Raw genomic sequence first — 16,269 nt, 5'->3', positions numbered from 1 at the left:
GCTGCTTTACGGCTGTTTCCCTGGCTCCGCCTTGGTCGCATCAGCGTCAGCATTCGCTTTGGATTTGATAAAAGCGATCAGTGCATTCAGTTCCTCGTCACTCAGAGCCATGGCTGGCATGACGGCTGCGTAGCCCTTGACGATTTGGGCATTGGGATGAAGAACCGACTCTTTCAAATAGCCCTCATCGACCTTTACGCTCGTATCGTCGGCAAGGGTTTCGGTCTTGCCATACAGGCCCTTCCAGCTGGGGCCGACGCCCTTGTTGCCATCGACACTGTGGCAGACCAGGCAGCCAAGCGACCCGGCCAGTCGCTGCCCCTGCGCCACCAGGTCTTCACCCGGACTCGACGCTTCGCCCGTCGAACTTTGATCGGCACCCAGCGATTTGATCAGGGCGATGACAGCACCCATTTCGTCGTCTTTGAGAGTATAGGCCACCATGACCGGTGGGTAGCCCTGTACCAGGCGGGCCTTCGGATCGAGAATCGATTCTTTCAGGTAGGCCTCGTCGACCCGCACGCCGGTGCCATCGGCAAGCTGTTCGGTGCGTCCGTACAGCCCCTTCCATCCCGGGCCGAGACTGGCACTGCCATCCTGGCTATGGCAGGCCTTGCAGCCGTACAGTTCGACCAACTGGCGGCCTTTTTCCAGCACGCTGTCTCGACCGGGTTTGGCAGCTGTGGTCAATGTCTGTGCAAAGGTCGGCTGGCCTTTTAGCCATTGATCGAAGACGCCCTGCTCTTCCACGACCATATGCCCGCGCATGTTGTAATGACCTACGCCACAAAATTCAGCGCAAAGGACTTCGTATTTTCCGGTTTTAGTCGGCGTAAACCAGAAGTACGACACCATCCCTGGCACCATATCCATCTTGCTGCGAATTTGCGGTACATAGAAATCGTGCAGGACATCTTTAGAGCGCAGTAGAACTTTCACCGGCCGATCGAGCGGAAGGCGAACTTCGTTATTCATGACAAGCACATCGTCCTGGCCTGCAGGATCCTTAGGATCAAGACCGAGGGGATTGGTGGAGTCGACAAACTTGATATCCGACTTGCCCAGCTTTGCGTCTTGCCCGGCAAAACGATAGGCCCACTGCCACTGCTGGCCGACCACTTCAAGTTCGTAGGCATCTTTCGGTACCCGGATGAAATCGTTGTAGACAACCAGACCTGGCGCCAACATCCCGGCGATACCTGCCGAAGTAACGATGATCAACCAGGTTTCCAGTTTTTTGTTTTCCGGCTGGTAGGCCGCCCTGGCGCCCGCCTTGTGACGATATCGAATCACCGCTACCGCCATGAATCCCGTGATGGCAATGAAGAATATTCCGCTGATGATCAGAGTGATGAACAGGGTGGTGTCTATGGATCCCCAGTTGGAAGCGGCCGGTGTCGCATGCCAGGGCGCCAGTATGTGGAATAGCACGGAGGCAATAACGATGAGTATCAGGACAATTGCTATTGCCATTTGCTCTTCATCCTATTCCTGTTGTTCATTGGTCATGCAATAAGCATCGCCACTGACATCCAAGCAGGGCTGACAAATACCACCCGTCCGGGCGTTAAAGTCAGTAAGAAGTATAGAGCCATCGGCTTGTACCGTGAGGCCGGCAAGGGAGTTACGGTTGCCAGCTATACTTGTTTGCTGATGACGGATGGCAACGTTCGAACCCTGCCCTCGTAGAGTCGTCAAACGAATGTGGTGACATTGAGCAGGGACGATAGCCACACAGTCCAGCAATCCACATGGGAGGTTTCGTCATGAGTGCCCTGACGATCGAAGGCTGGTGCAAAACCAGCGGCGACCAAAAGTCCACCCCGATGGGGGAAGTCCATTTCAACGTCGACGGACCTCTCCATGTCCGTCTGGAAGAGGCCGAAGAGCGCCTGCAGAAGACCCACGAGCGTGAAGCCATGGTCGATGTCGATATGGACTCGATGGAATTGATCATGCCCGAGGGATACGCGCCCTTGTCCGACTGTCAGATGCGTGTCTATCTGCACCACGAACGCGGTCAGTTTCATCTGGTCGGGCATCGTGCGAGCGATGGCAGCCTGATTTATACCAACGCGGTGTTGATCGATCAGTTGCTTGAGTAACGGCGACAGATTCGCTGCATCGATCGTTCTGTGCGGTGCGGTGCTGAAAACTCACCGATCGTAGAACCGGACACCCAGTGCCTCAAGACCTGGCGTACCGCAATGCGTGACCGCTAGTCTTCAAAACGCCCCGTGGAATCCCGATCGCGCTCGTAGCGTCGTGTGAGCGCAAACGCCGGCAGCCAGGCCTCGCGACGCACGACCCAGCTCTCATAGGTTGGCGTCAGTTGGTCCGGGGCATCCAGCGACCCGAGGTTCACTTCGATTTCGTCTGCGCTGCACGCAAACACGGACGAACCGCAGTGCGGACAGAAATGCCGCCCGGCGTAGTCACGTGTTTCGCCTTCGATCGTCACGGCATCCTGATGAAATATCGCAGACGCGTGAAACAGCGCCCCATGATGCTTGCGGCAGTCGAGGCAGTGACAAACGCCAACCCGAAACGGGCGCCCCGATGCGACAAGGCGCACCTTTGCGCACAAGCAACCGCCGGTGAATCGGTCCATGGGGTGTCTCCTCCAGGCCGTCCGAAACGGCGTATCAGCGTGGAAACAGGAACGTCACGGCGGCGCGAAAGCCCCAGCCTTGCGGGCCGTCTTCCGGGCTGTCGAGCCAGTAGCGCGGGCCGGCCTGCACCGTCAGCGGTTGACCGCCGATCTTCAACAATTGGGTGACCGTGAGGTTGACCGGGACCGACCATTCCCGCGATTGCCAGTTGTAGGTTGACTCGGTGTTGACCCCGTAGGTCGTGAGCGTACGGGTGGTGTACGAGAGGAAGGGTTGCAGGAAGGTCTGGTTGACCTTTTCCTTGTTGTCCGGCGGGCTGTCGTCCAGGCCCCAGATATGGTTGGCCAGAATGCCGCGGGTCCAGCCATTGGACTGTTTCAACGCCACACCCGTCGGGCCCAGGCCCCATTGCTCGCTGCCGAGCAACTCATCACTGCCGGTCGGTATCAGCAACGCCGGGCCGGCACCGAGTATCCAGCCACTTGCCGTCGGCTTGGTCGGCGAGAAGAAAAAACTCTGGGTGATATCGCCGGTGCCGGATTTATCCGCCGCGCCATTGGGGGCCAGTCCGTGCTGGTCGATGATCGGCAGAATGGTGCGAGAAATGAGATTCCAGTCCTCGTTCAGGGCGAACGGCAGCACGGGCTGGATATTGGTCACGCTGTGCATGCCCTCCCCGGTCGGCCCCATTTTCTGGTCCCAGTTGTACTGCACCGGCAGGCTGTACATCGCGGCGACCGGGTTGAGGGCTTTTTTCGCCAACTCTGCCGCATCCTCAGCCTGAGCCATCGGGATGAAGCCCAACGCGACGACGAGCGTCGACGCGCTACCCATCCACCCTTCTTTCAAATCCATCTCACTCACCTGTCGTTGTCAAACACCGGTGTTGCAAAGGGTTAGCGTAGGCAACTGTGATCGATGTGCAACCCGGCCCTGCCCCTCGCAGACCCTGTATTTAACGGTTTTTGAGAGTTTTTGATTCGGATTATCCCGCTGCTGCAGGCAGCATTCGGCCCGAATTGACCGGCGTGCAAACACCTGTACCCGAATGACAACTTTCATCACGTGAGAACCGAACACATGGGCATGTCGAATAAATGGATTGCGGGTATTGCTTTGAGCTGTGTATTTCAGGTCGGCTGTGTCTCCAAAGTGGCGCAACAGGAGCAATACTCGGGCTTCCTGGGCAATTACCAGGGCCTGGAGGAGCAAACTACGCCGAGTGAGCAGAAGGTCCTGCGCTGGGTATCGCCGGGGTTCGATCCTCGCGCCTACTCCACTGTGGTGTTCAGGCAGATGGAACTGTATCCAGCGCCGAAACCAACCGAGCGCGTCAGCCTGAAGACCCTGCAGGACCTGCAATTGATGGCCAGCAACAGCGTCAAGCAAGCCTTTGCCCGCCGCTATGCGATCGTCCCTTATCCACAACTGGCACCGACCAATTCGCGATCGCTGATCCTGCAAGCGGCGATCACTCATGTAAGCGCCAACAACGAAGGCATGCACTGGTATGAGGCCGTTCCGATCGGCGCCATCGTCGGGGCAACACAAGCAGCCACCGGGCATCGGGATCAGACTGCCGAGATGTACATCGAAGCCAACCTGATCGATGCCAAGACCGGTATGCCGGTCGCGAAGATCGTTCGCAAGGTGTTTGGCGCGACACTCGACAATGCCCAACAGCCGGTGCTTGCCAGTGACTTCAAAGTCGCGCTCAAAAGCATGACAGACGATATGCAGGCCCTGCTCCTCAAGCACTGATGCCCGGATAAGCCCCATCGCACGCAGGCTGGCATGGGGTTTGAACCGCGCTTGTTCTCTAACAAAACCGTCAGCCGTGCCGACGCCTGGCGTGAGACCCCATCATGAAAATACTGGCCCATACCCTGGCGGTGCTCATGCTGTTGCCGAGCACCAGCGCCCTGGCAGTGACGGTGATCCCCCTCAAAGGTCAGACTTCCCAGGCCATCCAACAGGACACCAGTGCCTGCCAATCCCAGGCCAACGCACAGCATCCGGTACAAAGCACCGTGCCGACCGGTGGTCGGGTAAAGGGCGCCGCAACCGCCGCCGTGGCCGGGGCGACCGCGGCCGAGGTCCGGGGCCGCCAACATGAAAACGTCTATGACCAGATCGACGACGACACCCGGCAAGACTATCGCCAGAACCACGCGCGCAGTGCCGCGGCGGCCGGTGCCGTGGTGGGGGCTTCCAGGCAACGCCAGGCGCGCCGGCAGAATGATGCGGCGAGCGATCAAAGCGTCACCGCCAACAACTCCGTCTATAGCAGCTGCCTGCAGCAGCGTGGCTACGATGTCTTGCCTTGATCGGCGGCGACAATGATCAGAAACATTGGCCGACCTTCTTCACCATGACTCAACGAACCGATTCGAATTTGAGGGCTTCACCGATGCGCCTAGCAGGTATTCCAGTCGTGATCCTCGCTTCCTGGCTCCTGGCCGGTTGCGCCGCCTCCCCTAACAGCCCGACTTCATCGTTGCAAACGGACAAATCGCCCGAGCAGTATGTCGACTGCCTTGTACCTAAGTTGAAGGACAACGCGATGAGCCCGGTTGTATCTGGCAGCGAACGCAGTTACCGGGTTGTCGTTTCGAGCAAAATTGCCGTAGACACCGTGCTGGAAACCCACAGGGCACAGGATGGAGGCAAGGTGTATCTGTACGAGCGCCAATTGCTGGCCTCGACCTTCAGGCCATCGAGCATCGAGCGTGCCGCGCAGGAATGCCTGTAACGCCGATACCCTCCGCAAAAAAGGTTCTTCACGCATCGCGGGAACCTGTAGGAGCCAGCCTGCTGGCGATGGACTCAAGTGCGCCGCGTTCATCCAGGTCACACGCGTTTTCGTTGACGACCATCGTTGGCAAGCCAGCTCCTGAAATTTCCCGGGCTTGCGTGAAAAAAACCAAAAAAAACCCCGCGTCCTCCATGAAGGGCGCGGGGCAAAAGCCGTTGAACGAGAGGTGAGGATCGTTTACGCCGCGCATGAACGCGATGAGTGTCAACGCTCCTCGAGATCCATTAAAAGCGCTAACGAGCGTGGTTCAAAGCTAATTGGAATCAAAAATAATCTGCCGTTGAACGGGCGCACAAACAACAATCATTGACTTGTATTGTGAACACTCTCGCCCCGTTCGGGAGTGACTAAAGCCTTGTCTGGACTGCGCAGGCAATCCGCTCAGACCCCGTCGCCGCACAAACCCACCCGCCCGAGCTTGCAGTTTTCGGATAGCGCAGAACATCCATTCAAAGCATTATTCATGCTGTCAAAATCAAAAACCGTGGGTCATCCAGCAATGCTTTTCCTTTGTCTGATTCAACTGATGCCTCTGACAGGCAGGGCTGTTTACCGCACTGCACGCTCCTGAAACGAGCCGGTCCCGCAATGTAAAGGCGACACACAGCGCGACTTGCACACGGTCCCCATCTTCGTTCACCTCCCAGTCCAGAATGTACCGAGCCAAATCCGGCCCCTATACTCAGGCCAGTACCGCCTGATCGGAAAATTTCTATGAGCTACACCTTCAAGTTGAAAAATGGCGCCGTGGCGATATTCGACCCGGACAGCGCCATGCTCTCCCTTACAACACCCCATGGAGATGTACAGAATTCCACGCTAGGCAGAGCCGAATCGCGTTTATTGGACCTGCTGCTGATGGAGCCGGGTGTCACTAAAAGCCGCGATGAAATCATCGACTACACCTGGAATGACCGCGTAGTTGCTTCCGGCAGTTTGAATCAAACCGTTTTCTCACTACGAAACATTTTGAATGACAGTCGGGATCACGAGATCCTGATGACTGTTCCTCGCCGGGGATATTGCTTCAACCGGCACTTTGTCGTCGATGCAGCAGCCGACGTACCGGCCCCCTCAGAAGAAGCTGTGCAGCCACCCGCAGCCACTCCTGGACAACGACCGTCGCCCGATGGCGATGAGTCGCTGGCGCCCTCGAGTAAAACCGAAAAATCCACCCGCATTACCAAGGCCCAACTGATCGCTTATATCGTTACCCTGGCAGTCGTTGCCTTGACGGTCTTTCAGTTCGACTTCGAAGCGCCAAAAATTGAAATATCCAGCGTCGACAAAAATGGACTGATCATCCACGCCGTAGGCAATGATCTTGCCGAGGCACAAGCGTTGTTGGAGCTATCGGCCAAACAATCAGAACAGCTTCCCCCCAACCTGAAGGGGCAAGTCTGGATCAACCTGTATAAAACCAACTATTCCGTTTCGTGCATTCGCCCGGATCTAAGCACTGCAAATCTACAATTAAACAGCGCCGAAAAAGACCTCGCCATGATGATTCGTCAATGCTTGGAAGTTACCTTATGAAGTTTGAAATTCCGCAAGCGGTTCACTGGCCGGTTATCGCCTTGATCAATGCACTCTGTATTTTCTCCATTTTTTATTCTCCTTCGCACTACATGGAAAATACCAGTTATCAAACAAAGGCCCGGCAATGGCTGGAAGATCTCAATCAACTCAACACCGAAGAGTATCTCACTATCGGGCATGGTCGGCTCACTGGGACCACGCTGGAAAGCCTGAATGGGAAAATCCGCAATGCAACCCTATCGGCAAATATAATCAAAGAAAGTAAAACGCAGGTACAGATCAAAATCAGTAACGTCAAGCTCAGCCAGGACAATGAACTCTTTGCCATTGAAAAGACCCCTGACCTGTTCTTCAGACGCCAATACGTCTTGCAAGAAGGCGCCATTCTGAACTACGAATTGATTCCCACGCAGAATAAAAACGCCGTATGCTTTTACATACATGACCTTGGCCGTTTGCGCTGCATGAACCATTAATTGACTCAGCACTCGCCTGGCACAGGCTCATATCAAAGATCACCCCTAATAAAAATAACAGTTATTGACTTGAATCAGATGGCGTCCCGGAAAAAAATCCCCCGCCAATAATCTCTGGAATCGAGCCTGCTTGATTCTCGTCCGGGACAATGCCCTACACAGGGGAATCAAGTGAAAACAATGCATTTCCTGCGAAGCAATACATCGACGACCTTCGGATGCCTGGCGGTTCTATTCCTGTCTGCCCTGCCCTTTTGTTCGTTAGCGAACGACGAACACTCCGTCGAAAGCACGACCATTGAATATTATGAAATTCAAACAAATCCGGATGACTCCCAGAAACTATCGCATCTGAAAATTCATAGTGAGAATGAGTATCATGCGGACAAGCAGGACAGTGATTCAGCCCTCTCGCCTCCACAAAGTGATACTGGAATGAGTTACGCCACCTCGCTCATTTTACTTTGAACAACGCGGTATTTGCCGTCGCAAGCGGCGATTGGCCTCTTCTGACGACCTGGTAAATATGAGTTATTGACTTTGGAAGGCGCAGTCGGGGTGAGATTATTTGCAGACCACGTCGTGGCAGAGATACAGCTGACACTAGGTTCTGCCTGAATGAACTGTAAATAAGGGAATCGCCTCGATGCTACTGAAAAACTTCGTCACCGTGTCGTTTGGTTTATTGCTTTCGCTCAAGGCCATGGCCGACGACAAGGGCATCTACAGTGCAAAATTGACGAGTGTCGAAACCAACAAGAAGGCTCCGGATTCTGTGAAAACTGGCTATCAGGTAAAAACGGGTTACCGTGTTGACGACTTTTATTCCTTTACAGCGGCAGCCATTGACCCGATGAAACCCCAGTCGAAAATATTCAGTCCGATGGTTGACCCGCGCAAGGTACAACAGCTGGACGACTCACCATCGCACAGCAATTACGCGTTTTCAGCGGAACTGGAAATAATCCGGGGGCTCTGACAACCCTCCCGACGCGGCTGTACCTTCATCCGGCATGTGACCGTCATCGCTGCACGGACAGTCATTGCCTGACCCTAATCATTCAACAGGTGAGCTTTCAATTTCATGAGTATCGCACCTCCCGATGAAATCTTTCATTTGTCTACTGCCTTGCCAAGCCAACTGAACAGAACCATAGGCAACTGGGAAATGAGCCTAATCCCGACCGAGCATGAGGCGCGCATCCGGCAACACAAGCTCTTTCACAGCCCTGAACTGCAGTGCAGTCGCCTTGAGTTCGACTCATCCATCACCCTGGTCAGTTCCGTTCCCGCCGGATTCGTCACATTCGCCATCTCGCAGGCCCCGATTGGCCGCCCCGTCGTGAACAATCACAAACTACGGCCTGACGAAATCATCGTACTGCACAGCGACGAATCGGTGCATTACACCTGCGAACCGAATGAAACACTGTTCACCATCACCACAACACTGGAGCACTATGACCGGTGCCGCCAACTTCACCCTGTCAAAGATATACTTGCGAACAGAACAAAACACAGCTACCAGGTTGATAACTTTCAATTCATACAGTCCGCCATTCAAGCCATCAGCGCCTGCTGTGTCGACATCAATGACGCGGCCTCCCCACAGTACGCTCAAGCAGATCGCTCAACGATTGAAACTGCGGTACTTGCGTCTGTATTGCAATCATTGACCCCCGCTGGCAGCTTTAGACGTAAAGTCCCCACCAGACGGAAGGTGGCGATAGAAGCCATCGAGTACATTCATGACAATGTCAAAAAAACGCTCACCATCAAGTCACTCGTAAGGCAACTTGAGACGACAACCCGCACCCTGCATTTTGGCTTTATCGAGACATTCGGGATGTCGCCAATCGCCTATATCAGAAACTTGAGACTCGCCAGTGCCCGCCGCGACCTGATCAATAAAACATGGCCCACCGTGACGGAAACCGCCATGTTCTGGAACTTTCATCATCTGGGCCGCTTTTCCAAGGCCTATCAGACTGCTTACGGAGAGACACCGTCAGAAACGGCCAGGCGCAACTCAGCCAGGCCCAGGAATACCACCTCATCCCTATACAACCAGGTCGTTGGCGCGTTTCCATCAACCCCCTGAAAATGAGGATTAATAATTTCCGTTGATTAGCCATGGATACCGACAATTGCTTGTTTTCCCAATCAAGGAGATAAGCATGCTTCATCGAATAAACACGCTGCCACTCAAGCAAAAAATCATGCTGTGCATGACCGCCTATGTCAGCGGCATCTTATTGGCCTGGGTCATTGACTGGTACTGAAGAGGTTTAACTCGCGACTGCAAAGTGCACAGTGAAATAATGATTCCTCGGGGTTTTCGATGATTGCCGTATATAAAGCGTTATCTGGAAGGCACGCAATCACTGTATGTCTGATTGCTGCAGCGGGCTGGGCTGCATGGTTCTGCGCCGCAGGTCTGGCGGAGTCAGTCGTTGCACGGAAGTTGAATAACGTTTATGCCGATCTGCGTGCGGCTCAAGTGGAGCCCAATGCGCAGATCGACAAGGTACTGGAAACCCTCGGCGATCTTGATCGCTCAGGTCAGGAATGCTCCGTCGAGCAGTATTCACAACTGGCCGACCTGGTCAAAGACCTGCGATTTGTTGATCAAGCGGCAATCCAGTTGCCCAATGGCAAGATCTGCTCCTCCTATGGACAAGAACTGCCGTCGATACTGGCCGGTAATGAGAAGCGCAGGTTCTCCGTTGGAAGGCGAACCTATTGGGTCGATTCCGGCCACGCCGTTTCTGCGGACACCGACTTTATCATCGTGTCGGAACAGTCGACCTACGTCTGGGCAAACAAGAAGATCCTGCTCGACAACTTGAAGTTTCCCGAGGATCTGCAACTGGACCTCATCGGCCCCGGTGGCGCAGTACCCATTGCCTCCACAGGCCTCAAGCCCCTGCAAATGCTGAAACCGTTCCACCTTGAAGAACTGGTTGCCTCGGCAGACAAGGTCCTCATCGCCTTTGCAGGCAACCGAAATGAACTGATCTCGGTCATTTCGCTTCCGTCGAGTTACCTGACAGGTCTTAAATTCAAATTATTCATTGGCCTTGCGTGCGTGTTCGCAGCACTGCTGTTGCTCGCAAGGTGTATCCAACGGCATTACACCTCTACTGCCGTACGACTTCGCAAAGCCCTGAAAGCCAACACGCTGGGCGTTCACTATCAGCCGATCGTCAATTTGACGACAGGCTATCTGGTTGGCGCCGAATCACTTTCCCACTGGAGCGACAACGGCACCCCTGTGCCTGCTGACGTGTTCATTGCGGTGGCGGAGAAGTCTGACCTGATCCGCACACTGACGCGTTCGGTGATTCGACAAGTAGCGGAGGATTACAGCACTTACCTTTGGGCGTGCAAGGACTTCTACATTACGGTCAATCTGTCTGCCCAGGATATTCAGGACCCGGACTTTCCAGACTATGTGGCCAGCGTGCTGGCGACCTACAACATGCCTGTGTCAGCCATGGCCTTTGAAATCACCGAAAGAACCATGCTCGACCAGAAGCCTGCCGCCATACAATTGCGACGGCTTCGTGCGTGCGGTCATCGCATCGCCGTGGACGACTTCGGTATCGGCTATTCCAACCTCTCGCTCCTCGATTCAGTGCCTTTCGACATTCTGAAAATAGATCGCTCGTTCATCGCCGCCGACAGGATCGCGGCCGAGGATGCGCTGTGGCGACACATTGCCCAGTTGGCCAGGTCGCTAAGACTCAAGGTCGTGGCCGAAGGTGTCGAGACTGCGGAGCAACTGCCGCATCTGGTTTCGGAGGGTGTCCTGTTGGCACAAGGCTGGTTGTTCTCCAACGCGCTGTCTGTCCAGGCGTTGGCAAGACGCTACTTTCAATGCCCGGCAAACAGCCCGCCTTACGACCCGAAAATATCAATCAATGACTTCTATTAACTCCTCATGGCCCCTCAAATGCTCGCCGAACCCTAACACCTGACAAACCTGTACAAGGACTCCACTACACATGCTACTTCGAAACCTTGGCTTCGCTTCACTGCTATCGCTGCTGTCTTTCCAGGCGCTCGCTGATGACAAAGGTTTGTATCTTGGAGCTGGCGTAAGCAGCATCCAGACCGAAGAATCCCGGCTGGACGACGAGGACACCAGCTACAAAGTTTATGCCGGCTATCGCGTCAACAGCTACCTGGCCTTCGAAGGTGCCTACGTCGATCTCGGTCAATTCAAGGACAAGAACATCGATTTCGACGGCAAGTCGGCTCAGGCTGCCGCCCATGTCGGCTTTCCGCTGGGTGATCGGGTGCGGTTGTTCGGCAGTGTCGGTGCCCACGCCTGGGACGCCGACGGCAATGCCACCGACGACGATACCGGGGTTGACCTGACCTACGGTCTCGGCGTGGAATTCGATGTCTTTCGCAACATCGGTGTGCGCGCTGAATACGAAGTGCTGGAGGTCGGAGAGATCGACCTGAATCAGACGACTGCATCCGCCTATATGCTTTTTTAACATCGCTGCAACTGAGCGACCGCCCTCGGTCGCTCATCGCACTTGCCGCAATGCGCGTCCTCGCCCTGTCAGTCCCCTGCCATTACTTCAACGTATCCTTCGACTCTTGCGCCGGTGCCATGTACCACTTGTCCCTGGGCACCCATTTCTCCTGTTGCGGATCACCCAGGTAGTGCGGCGACATGATCTGCACACCGTACTCGTTGAACACATCCTGGATGTTGGCGTGCAGCATGCTCAGCAGCACCGCTCTCGGCCTCGGCTGGCTGGGGATGGCCTGGGCCACCAATCGGTACTCGGGGTAGAAATCCGACAACGCCGTCTGGAACACCTGCGGCGGTGGGGTTTCGAGGACGCCGGGCGTGCGTCTGGCGGCTTCCAGCAACATCCCTTCGACCTGTCGCCAGGGGGTGTCATAGCCAATGGTGACCACGGTGTCGACCACATAACCGGGGCCTTGTACCACCCGTGAGTAGTTCTTGGTGACCGTGCCTGTGATCATCGAGTTGGGCAGGGTCAGCACCTCGCCCAGGCCAGTACGAATGCTGGTGGTGAACATGCCCAGTTCAGTGACCGTGCCTTCGTGCTCGCCAATGCGCACGAATTCACCGGGGCGCAAGGTTCGGGTGTACGTCAGGATCAATCCGGCCGCCGCCTGCCCGACGACGCTGGAAGCACCCAGCGAGATCATCAGGCCGACCAGCACCGACAAACCTTTGAACGCATCGGTCCCGGCACCCGGCAAGTAGGGATAAGCCATGGCCAGGGCAAACAGCCAGATCGCCAGCGACGTCAGGCGCTGGGTGGGTTTCAGGGTTTCGTGGTTCAGCCAGTTGAAGGTGCCGGGCGTCGCCATGCGCCGCAGTATCCGGCGAGAGAAGGCTGTGGCGCCTCGTGCAATGAAGAAGATCGCCAGCGCTACGCCGAGTCCGGGGATGGCCCCGAGAATCCCTTGCAGCAAATAGTCGGCGACTTCCAGCAGATAGTTGTTAAGGCTTTCACCCCAGGGCCGGGTATAGGGAAAACGCGACAGGACAAACCCCAGCCATTCGTAGGTGAGCAGCAGCACGATGACCCAGCGCAACACTTCCAGCACGCGGCTGACCAATGGATAGAGGAAGTTGGCGTCGATCAGCGGCACCCGCCCGACCTTCAGGGCCTGGGTATGCCGATGCATCAGGTCGGGCAGTTTTTTCAGCAATTTGCGCCGTAGAAAAACCATGGCCAGGAGCAGGCCCAGATAGATTCCGGTGGCGAGCAGCGCGGCACCCACCGACCGGAGTATCAAGTGCAGGCTGCGAGCTTCCTGGGTTTCGGCCACCACCTGACGCAGTTTTTCAGCCGCAGCTTCGGCGGCTTGCTGCACCGAGTCGAATTCGGTGGCGTCGAAATCCTTGGACGTAACGATGAAAGCGCGGCGAGAACCGAGCAGCACCATGTAGCTTGTCATGATCGGGTCGAGGGTAACCTTCAGGTCGTCGGCCTCGTCCAGCGCCTCACCGATCACCGCTTTCGCCCGTTTGACCCGCGAGGCCGGGGCTTCACCGAGGAGGGTCGCGCGAAACACCATGACACTGCGGTTGGCCACTTTCAGTTCAGCAGGCGCATCTGCCGCCTTTGGTGAATCCTCGGCCCACAGCTGCAACGACCAGAACAACCCGAAAACAGTGAACAATACAACGAGCAGCCTGCTCCGCATCTGTCAGATCCCTACTTCACAAATTTCTGTTCGAGTGTACAGACCGCAGCGTAGTCCACCGATGAACGGTTGTCAGATGGGTGCTTCTGTAGGAGCGAGCTTGCTCGCGATAAACCGGAGAACACCGCGGGGCACCTGCCAGCCAGCGTTATCGTTGACGACCATCGCGAGCGAGCTCGCTCCTACAGGGTTTGTGTTTTCGCCGGCGGCCATTGCCCACTGTAGGAGCGAGCTTGCTCGCGATAAACCGGAGAACACCGCGGGGCACCTGCCAGCCAGCGTTATCGTTGGCGACCATCGCGAGCGAGCTCGCTCCTACAGGGTTTGCATTTTCGCCAGCGGCCATTACCCACTGTAGGAGCGAGCTCGCTCGCGATAAACCGGAAAACACCGCGGGGCACCTGCCAACCAGCGTTATCGTTGACGACCATCGCGAGCGAGCTCGCTCCTACAGGGTTTGTATTTTCGCCAGCGGCCAATGCCCCACTGTAGGAGCGAGCCTGCTCGCGAAAAACCAGAGAACACCGCGGGGCACCGTTCAGTACCTGATTCAAGGATTGACCTGATAACCCTTGCCCTGCAAACAGCTGGTGTAAGCCGACGTGGTGTTCGCCTGCGTGGTTTTCGATTGCTCCCGGCGTTCCTGGCGCTGACGTGACGCACCGACCACGGCACCGGCTGCCGCCGTCTCCTTGGCGCGGTTCTGGCGATAGTCCTGTTTGGTGTCATCGTCGACACGATCATAGACCTCGTCACGTTGATTGCCGCGCACCTGGGCCCCAGCCGCGCCGGCGGCGGCCCCCACAGCGGCACCCTTGATCCGCCCGCCAGAAGGCGTGGAAGCCGTCGAGGAGCTTTGGCTGGCGGCGATGCTGTTGCATTCGTTGATGTCGGCCTGGGTTTGTTGCGAACTTTGCCCTTTCATCGGCACCACCGATTGCGCCCATCCCGGGGCGCTCAAAACCGACAAGGCGAGACATAGGCTGATGGGTGACAATTTTTTCATGATGACCTCCGGATGAACCTGGCTCACCCCCAACAGGAGTTTAGATCAGCCCCCATCAGCCACCCGATTGCTGACCGGCGGTGGGTTCAATCTCCATGACCAGTTGGTCTTCGACCCAACGTACCGGCACGGCCTCCAGTTGTGCGCCTTTACAAGGGCCGTCGATGCAGTGCCCGTCGTCGTAACGAAACATCGCGCTGTGATGGGCGCACATCAGGACCTTGCCACGCCAGGTGCAGAACTGCTGCGGATTGAAGTCCAGCGGCACCGAGAAATGCGGGCAGCGGTTGATGTAAACCCACACCTGTGCGCCCTGGCGCACCGCCACCAGCCCGGCGGGATGCAGTTGCTGGTGCTGTGGCAATCCCAACGCCCCGCCGTCGGCGATGTCGTCCAGTCGGCACAAGGAAATGCTGGTCATGGAAAACCGCGCAGTTCCGGGTTACCCAGGCTCCAGTGCCAGGGGCGAATCTGCAGGCTGGCGAACAGCCCCGCCTGGACATAGGGATCGTCGCGCATGAACGCTTCCACCTCCGGCAGGCTGCCTGCCTCGATGACCAGCAACGTACCTGTCATCGCCGCGCCGGCATCATCAAGGATCGGGCCGCCGAGGCGCACGACGACCCGATGATCCCCTGTCGCACGCAAATGCGCCTGGTGACTGGGCCGCAGACGCTGGCGCAGCGCCTGGCAGTCCAAATGATCAGTGGCAAACACTGCAAAGAACTGACCCATGATTCACGCAGATTCCATGACAAATTCATAACACGCACGCTTGAACGGCACGTCCATACCCAGCCTGGCGGACACATCGTCGTGGCAGGTCAAGTCTTCGTAAATCACCTGCAACGACTGTTTCACCCCAAACACTGCATCGGATTGCAGATACGGATCATCGTGGTTGAACAGGTGCGTCACCAATTTGCGATAGCCCGGCACATCAATCATGAAATGCAGGTGAGCTGGCCGCCACGCATGGCGGTTGGCGGCATCGAGCATGCGCCCTACCGGGCCATCGGTCGGTATCGGATAGGCCACCGGGACAATGGTGCGAATCGCAAAGCAGCCATCCGCGTCGGTGCGATAGCGCCCGCGCAAGTTGCCGAAAGGCTGTTCGGTGTCCTGCCCGGAATACATGCCGTTTTCGGCGGTCTGCCACACATCCAGCACCGCTCCAGACAAGGCATTGCCATGAATGTCGACCACACGCCCGCGTACCAGCGCGGTTTCCCCGGGCGTGAAGGCCATGTTTTCGCCGAACTCGCGATCCGGCATGCCATCGATGTAGAACGGCCCGAACACCGTGGTTTCGGTGGCCGTTGCGCTGTGCCGATGGTTGATCGCGTCGACCAGCATCGAAACACCCAGGGTGTCCGACAGCAGAATGAATTCCTGGCGCACCAGGCCATCGCATGTGTGCCCGGTATCGGTCAGAAAGCCAATGCCTTCGAACCACTCCTGCTCGGTCAATTCGACCTCGCTGACAAACCCATGCAGGTGGCGCACCAGGCTTTGCATGATCTGTTTGTAACGTGCATTCGACGCGTCGTTGAAGCTGTTCACTGCCTGTCGGGAGATCAGTGATTCCATGGTTTTGTCTTGATCGGTCATTGT

General features: G+C 56.4%; 20 protein-coding genes. 11 read left to right on the top strand and 9 right to left on the bottom strand.

Annotated elements, in window-relative coordinates; genetic code table 11:
- Nucleotides 1–6: 6 nt before the first annotated feature.
- Entirely contained in the window at nt 7–1,473 is a 1,467-nt protein-coding gene (locus BSF40_RS17585; RefSeq protein ID WP_095966024.1) for a cytochrome c oxidase subunit II, read from the bottom strand.
- 293 nt (nt 1,474–1,766) lie between these two features.
- On the opposite strand from BSF40_RS17585, the gene BSF40_RS17575 reads away from it, so the two are divergent.
- The gene (locus BSF40_RS17575) at nt 1,767–2,105 is read left to right on the top strand and encodes a hypothetical protein (RefSeq protein WP_095966209.1); all 339 of its coding nucleotides are present in this window, start codon (nt 1,767–1,769) and stop codon (nt 2,103–2,105) included.
- Between the two features lie 113 nt (nt 2,106–2,218).
- On the opposite strand, the gene BSF40_RS17570 is transcribed toward BSF40_RS17575, so the two are convergent.
- Both BSF40_RS17570 and BSF40_RS17565 read right to left on the bottom strand, forming a co-directional pair.
- Nucleotides 2,219–2,611 (bottom strand): GFA family protein, encoded by a 393-nt coding sequence (locus BSF40_RS17570; RefSeq protein ID WP_095966022.1) that lies wholly within the window; start codon nt 2,609–2,611, stop codon nt 2,219–2,221.
- A 34-nt stretch (nt 2,612–2,645) separates the two neighbouring features.
- The gene (locus BSF40_RS17565) at nt 2,646–3,467 is read right to left on the bottom strand and encodes a hypothetical protein (protein WP_095966021.1); all 822 of its coding nucleotides are present in this window, start codon (nt 3,465–3,467) and stop codon (nt 2,646–2,648) included.
- Nucleotides 3,468–3,692: 225 nt separating this feature from the next.
- Between BSF40_RS17565 and BSF40_RS17560 the strand changes: the two genes are divergently transcribed.
- The 3 genes from BSF40_RS17560 (at nt 3,693) to BSF40_RS17550 (ending at nt 5,364) form a co-directional block, all read left to right on the top strand.
- Complete coding sequence (locus BSF40_RS17560; protein ID WP_095966020.1) at nt 3,693–4,373, top strand: DUF3313 domain-containing protein; 681 nt, start codon at nt 3,693–3,695, stop codon at nt 4,371–4,373.
- A 104-nt stretch (nt 4,374–4,477) separates the two neighbouring features.
- The gene (locus tag BSF40_RS17555) at nt 4,478–4,939 is read left to right on the top strand and encodes a hypothetical protein (protein ID WP_095966019.1); all 462 of its coding nucleotides are present in this window, start codon (nt 4,478–4,480) and stop codon (nt 4,937–4,939) included.
- A gap of 83 nt (nt 4,940–5,022) precedes the next feature.
- Nucleotides 5,023–5,364 carry a hypothetical protein gene (locus tag BSF40_RS17550; RefSeq protein WP_095966018.1) on the top strand — a complete coding sequence of 114 codons (342 nt, stop codon included), beginning with the start codon at nt 5,023–5,025 and terminating at the stop codon, nt 5,362–5,364.
- Between the two features lie 28 nt (nt 5,365–5,392).
- Here the strand turns inward: BSF40_RS17550 and BSF40_RS17545 are convergent, their stop codons facing one another.
- On the bottom strand, nt 5,393–5,635 hold the full coding sequence (locus tag BSF40_RS17545) for a hypothetical protein (RefSeq protein WP_095966017.1): 243 nt from the start codon (nt 5,633–5,635) through the stop codon (nt 5,393–5,395).
- 506 nt (nt 5,636–6,141) lie between these two features.
- Here BSF40_RS17545 and BSF40_RS17540 point away from each other — a divergent pair.
- The 7 genes from BSF40_RS17540 to BSF40_RS17510 all read left to right on the top strand — a co-directional run bounded on the left by BSF40_RS17540 (nt 6,142) and on the right by BSF40_RS17510 (nt 11,950).
- A complete protein-coding gene (locus tag BSF40_RS17540) occupies nt 6,142–6,963 on the top strand; it encodes a winged helix-turn-helix domain-containing protein (RefSeq protein WP_095966016.1) in 822 nt (273 codons plus the stop codon).
- Nucleotides 6,960–7,442 (top strand): hypothetical protein, encoded by a 483-nt coding sequence (locus tag BSF40_RS17535; RefSeq protein ID WP_095966015.1) that lies wholly within the window; start codon nt 6,960–6,962, stop codon nt 7,440–7,442. Before BSF40_RS17540 ends, BSF40_RS17535 begins: the two co-directional genes overlap by 4 nt.
- 180 nt (nt 7,443–7,622) lie before the next feature.
- Entirely contained in the window at nt 7,623–7,910 is a 288-nt protein-coding gene (locus BSF40_RS17530) for a hypothetical protein (RefSeq protein WP_095966014.1), read from the top strand.
- Nucleotides 7,911–8,088: 178 nt separating this feature from the next.
- Complete coding sequence (locus BSF40_RS17525) at nt 8,089–8,421, top strand: hypothetical protein (protein ID WP_095966013.1); 333 nt, start codon at nt 8,089–8,091, stop codon at nt 8,419–8,421.
- 105 nt (nt 8,422–8,526) lie between these two features.
- Nucleotides 8,527–9,543 (top strand): helix-turn-helix domain-containing protein, encoded by a 1,017-nt coding sequence (locus BSF40_RS17520; protein ID WP_095966012.1) that lies wholly within the window; start codon nt 8,527–8,529, stop codon nt 9,541–9,543.
- 240 nt (nt 9,544–9,783) lie between these two features.
- A complete protein-coding gene (locus BSF40_RS17515; protein ID WP_095966011.1) occupies nt 9,784–11,379 on the top strand; it encodes an EAL domain-containing protein in 1,596 nt (531 codons plus the stop codon).
- 70 nt (nt 11,380–11,449) lie between these two features.
- Complete coding sequence (locus tag BSF40_RS17510; protein ID WP_095966010.1) at nt 11,450–11,950, top strand: outer membrane beta-barrel protein; 501 nt, start codon at nt 11,450–11,452, stop codon at nt 11,948–11,950.
- An 82-nt stretch (nt 11,951–12,032) separates the two neighbouring features.
- Here the strand turns inward: BSF40_RS17510 and BSF40_RS17505 are convergent, their stop codons facing one another.
- From BSF40_RS17505 to BSF40_RS17485, 5 genes are all read right to left on the bottom strand, one after another.
- Nucleotides 12,033–13,649, bottom strand: a complete 1,617-nt coding sequence (locus BSF40_RS17505) for a mechanosensitive ion channel family protein (protein ID WP_095966009.1) — start codon at nt 13,647–13,649, stop codon at nt 12,033–12,035.
- Nucleotides 13,650–14,199: 550 nt separating this feature from the next.
- Complete coding sequence (locus BSF40_RS17500; RefSeq protein ID WP_095966008.1) at nt 14,200–14,655, bottom strand: YMGG-like glycine zipper-containing protein; 456 nt, start codon at nt 14,653–14,655, stop codon at nt 14,200–14,202.
- A 55-nt stretch (nt 14,656–14,710) separates the two neighbouring features.
- Nucleotides 14,711–15,076, bottom strand: a complete 366-nt coding sequence (locus tag BSF40_RS17495) for a Rieske 2Fe-2S domain-containing protein (protein WP_095966007.1) — start codon at nt 15,074–15,076, stop codon at nt 14,711–14,713.
- Nucleotides 15,073–15,390 carry a YciI family protein gene (locus BSF40_RS17490; protein ID WP_015095236.1) on the bottom strand — a complete coding sequence of 106 codons (318 nt, stop codon included), beginning with the start codon at nt 15,388–15,390 and terminating at the stop codon, nt 15,073–15,075. Before BSF40_RS17490 ends, BSF40_RS17495 begins: the two co-directional genes overlap by 4 nt.
- Nucleotides 15,391–15,393: 3 nt before the next feature.
- On the bottom strand, nt 15,394–16,266 hold the full coding sequence (locus tag BSF40_RS17485; RefSeq protein ID WP_095966006.1) for a dioxygenase: 873 nt from the start codon (nt 16,264–16,266) through the stop codon (nt 15,394–15,396).
- Nucleotides 16,267–16,269: the final 3 nt, after the last annotated feature.

Origin of the sequence: Pseudomonas sp. ACN5 (genome assembly GCF_002303975.1) — a bacterium.
Classification (GTDB): domain Bacteria; phylum Pseudomonadota; class Gammaproteobacteria; order Pseudomonadales; family Pseudomonadaceae; genus Aquipseudomonas; species Aquipseudomonas laurylsulfatiphila.
The sequence above is the reverse complement of the archived record's forward strand: the minus strand, read 5'-3'. Positions and strand labels throughout refer to the sequence as shown.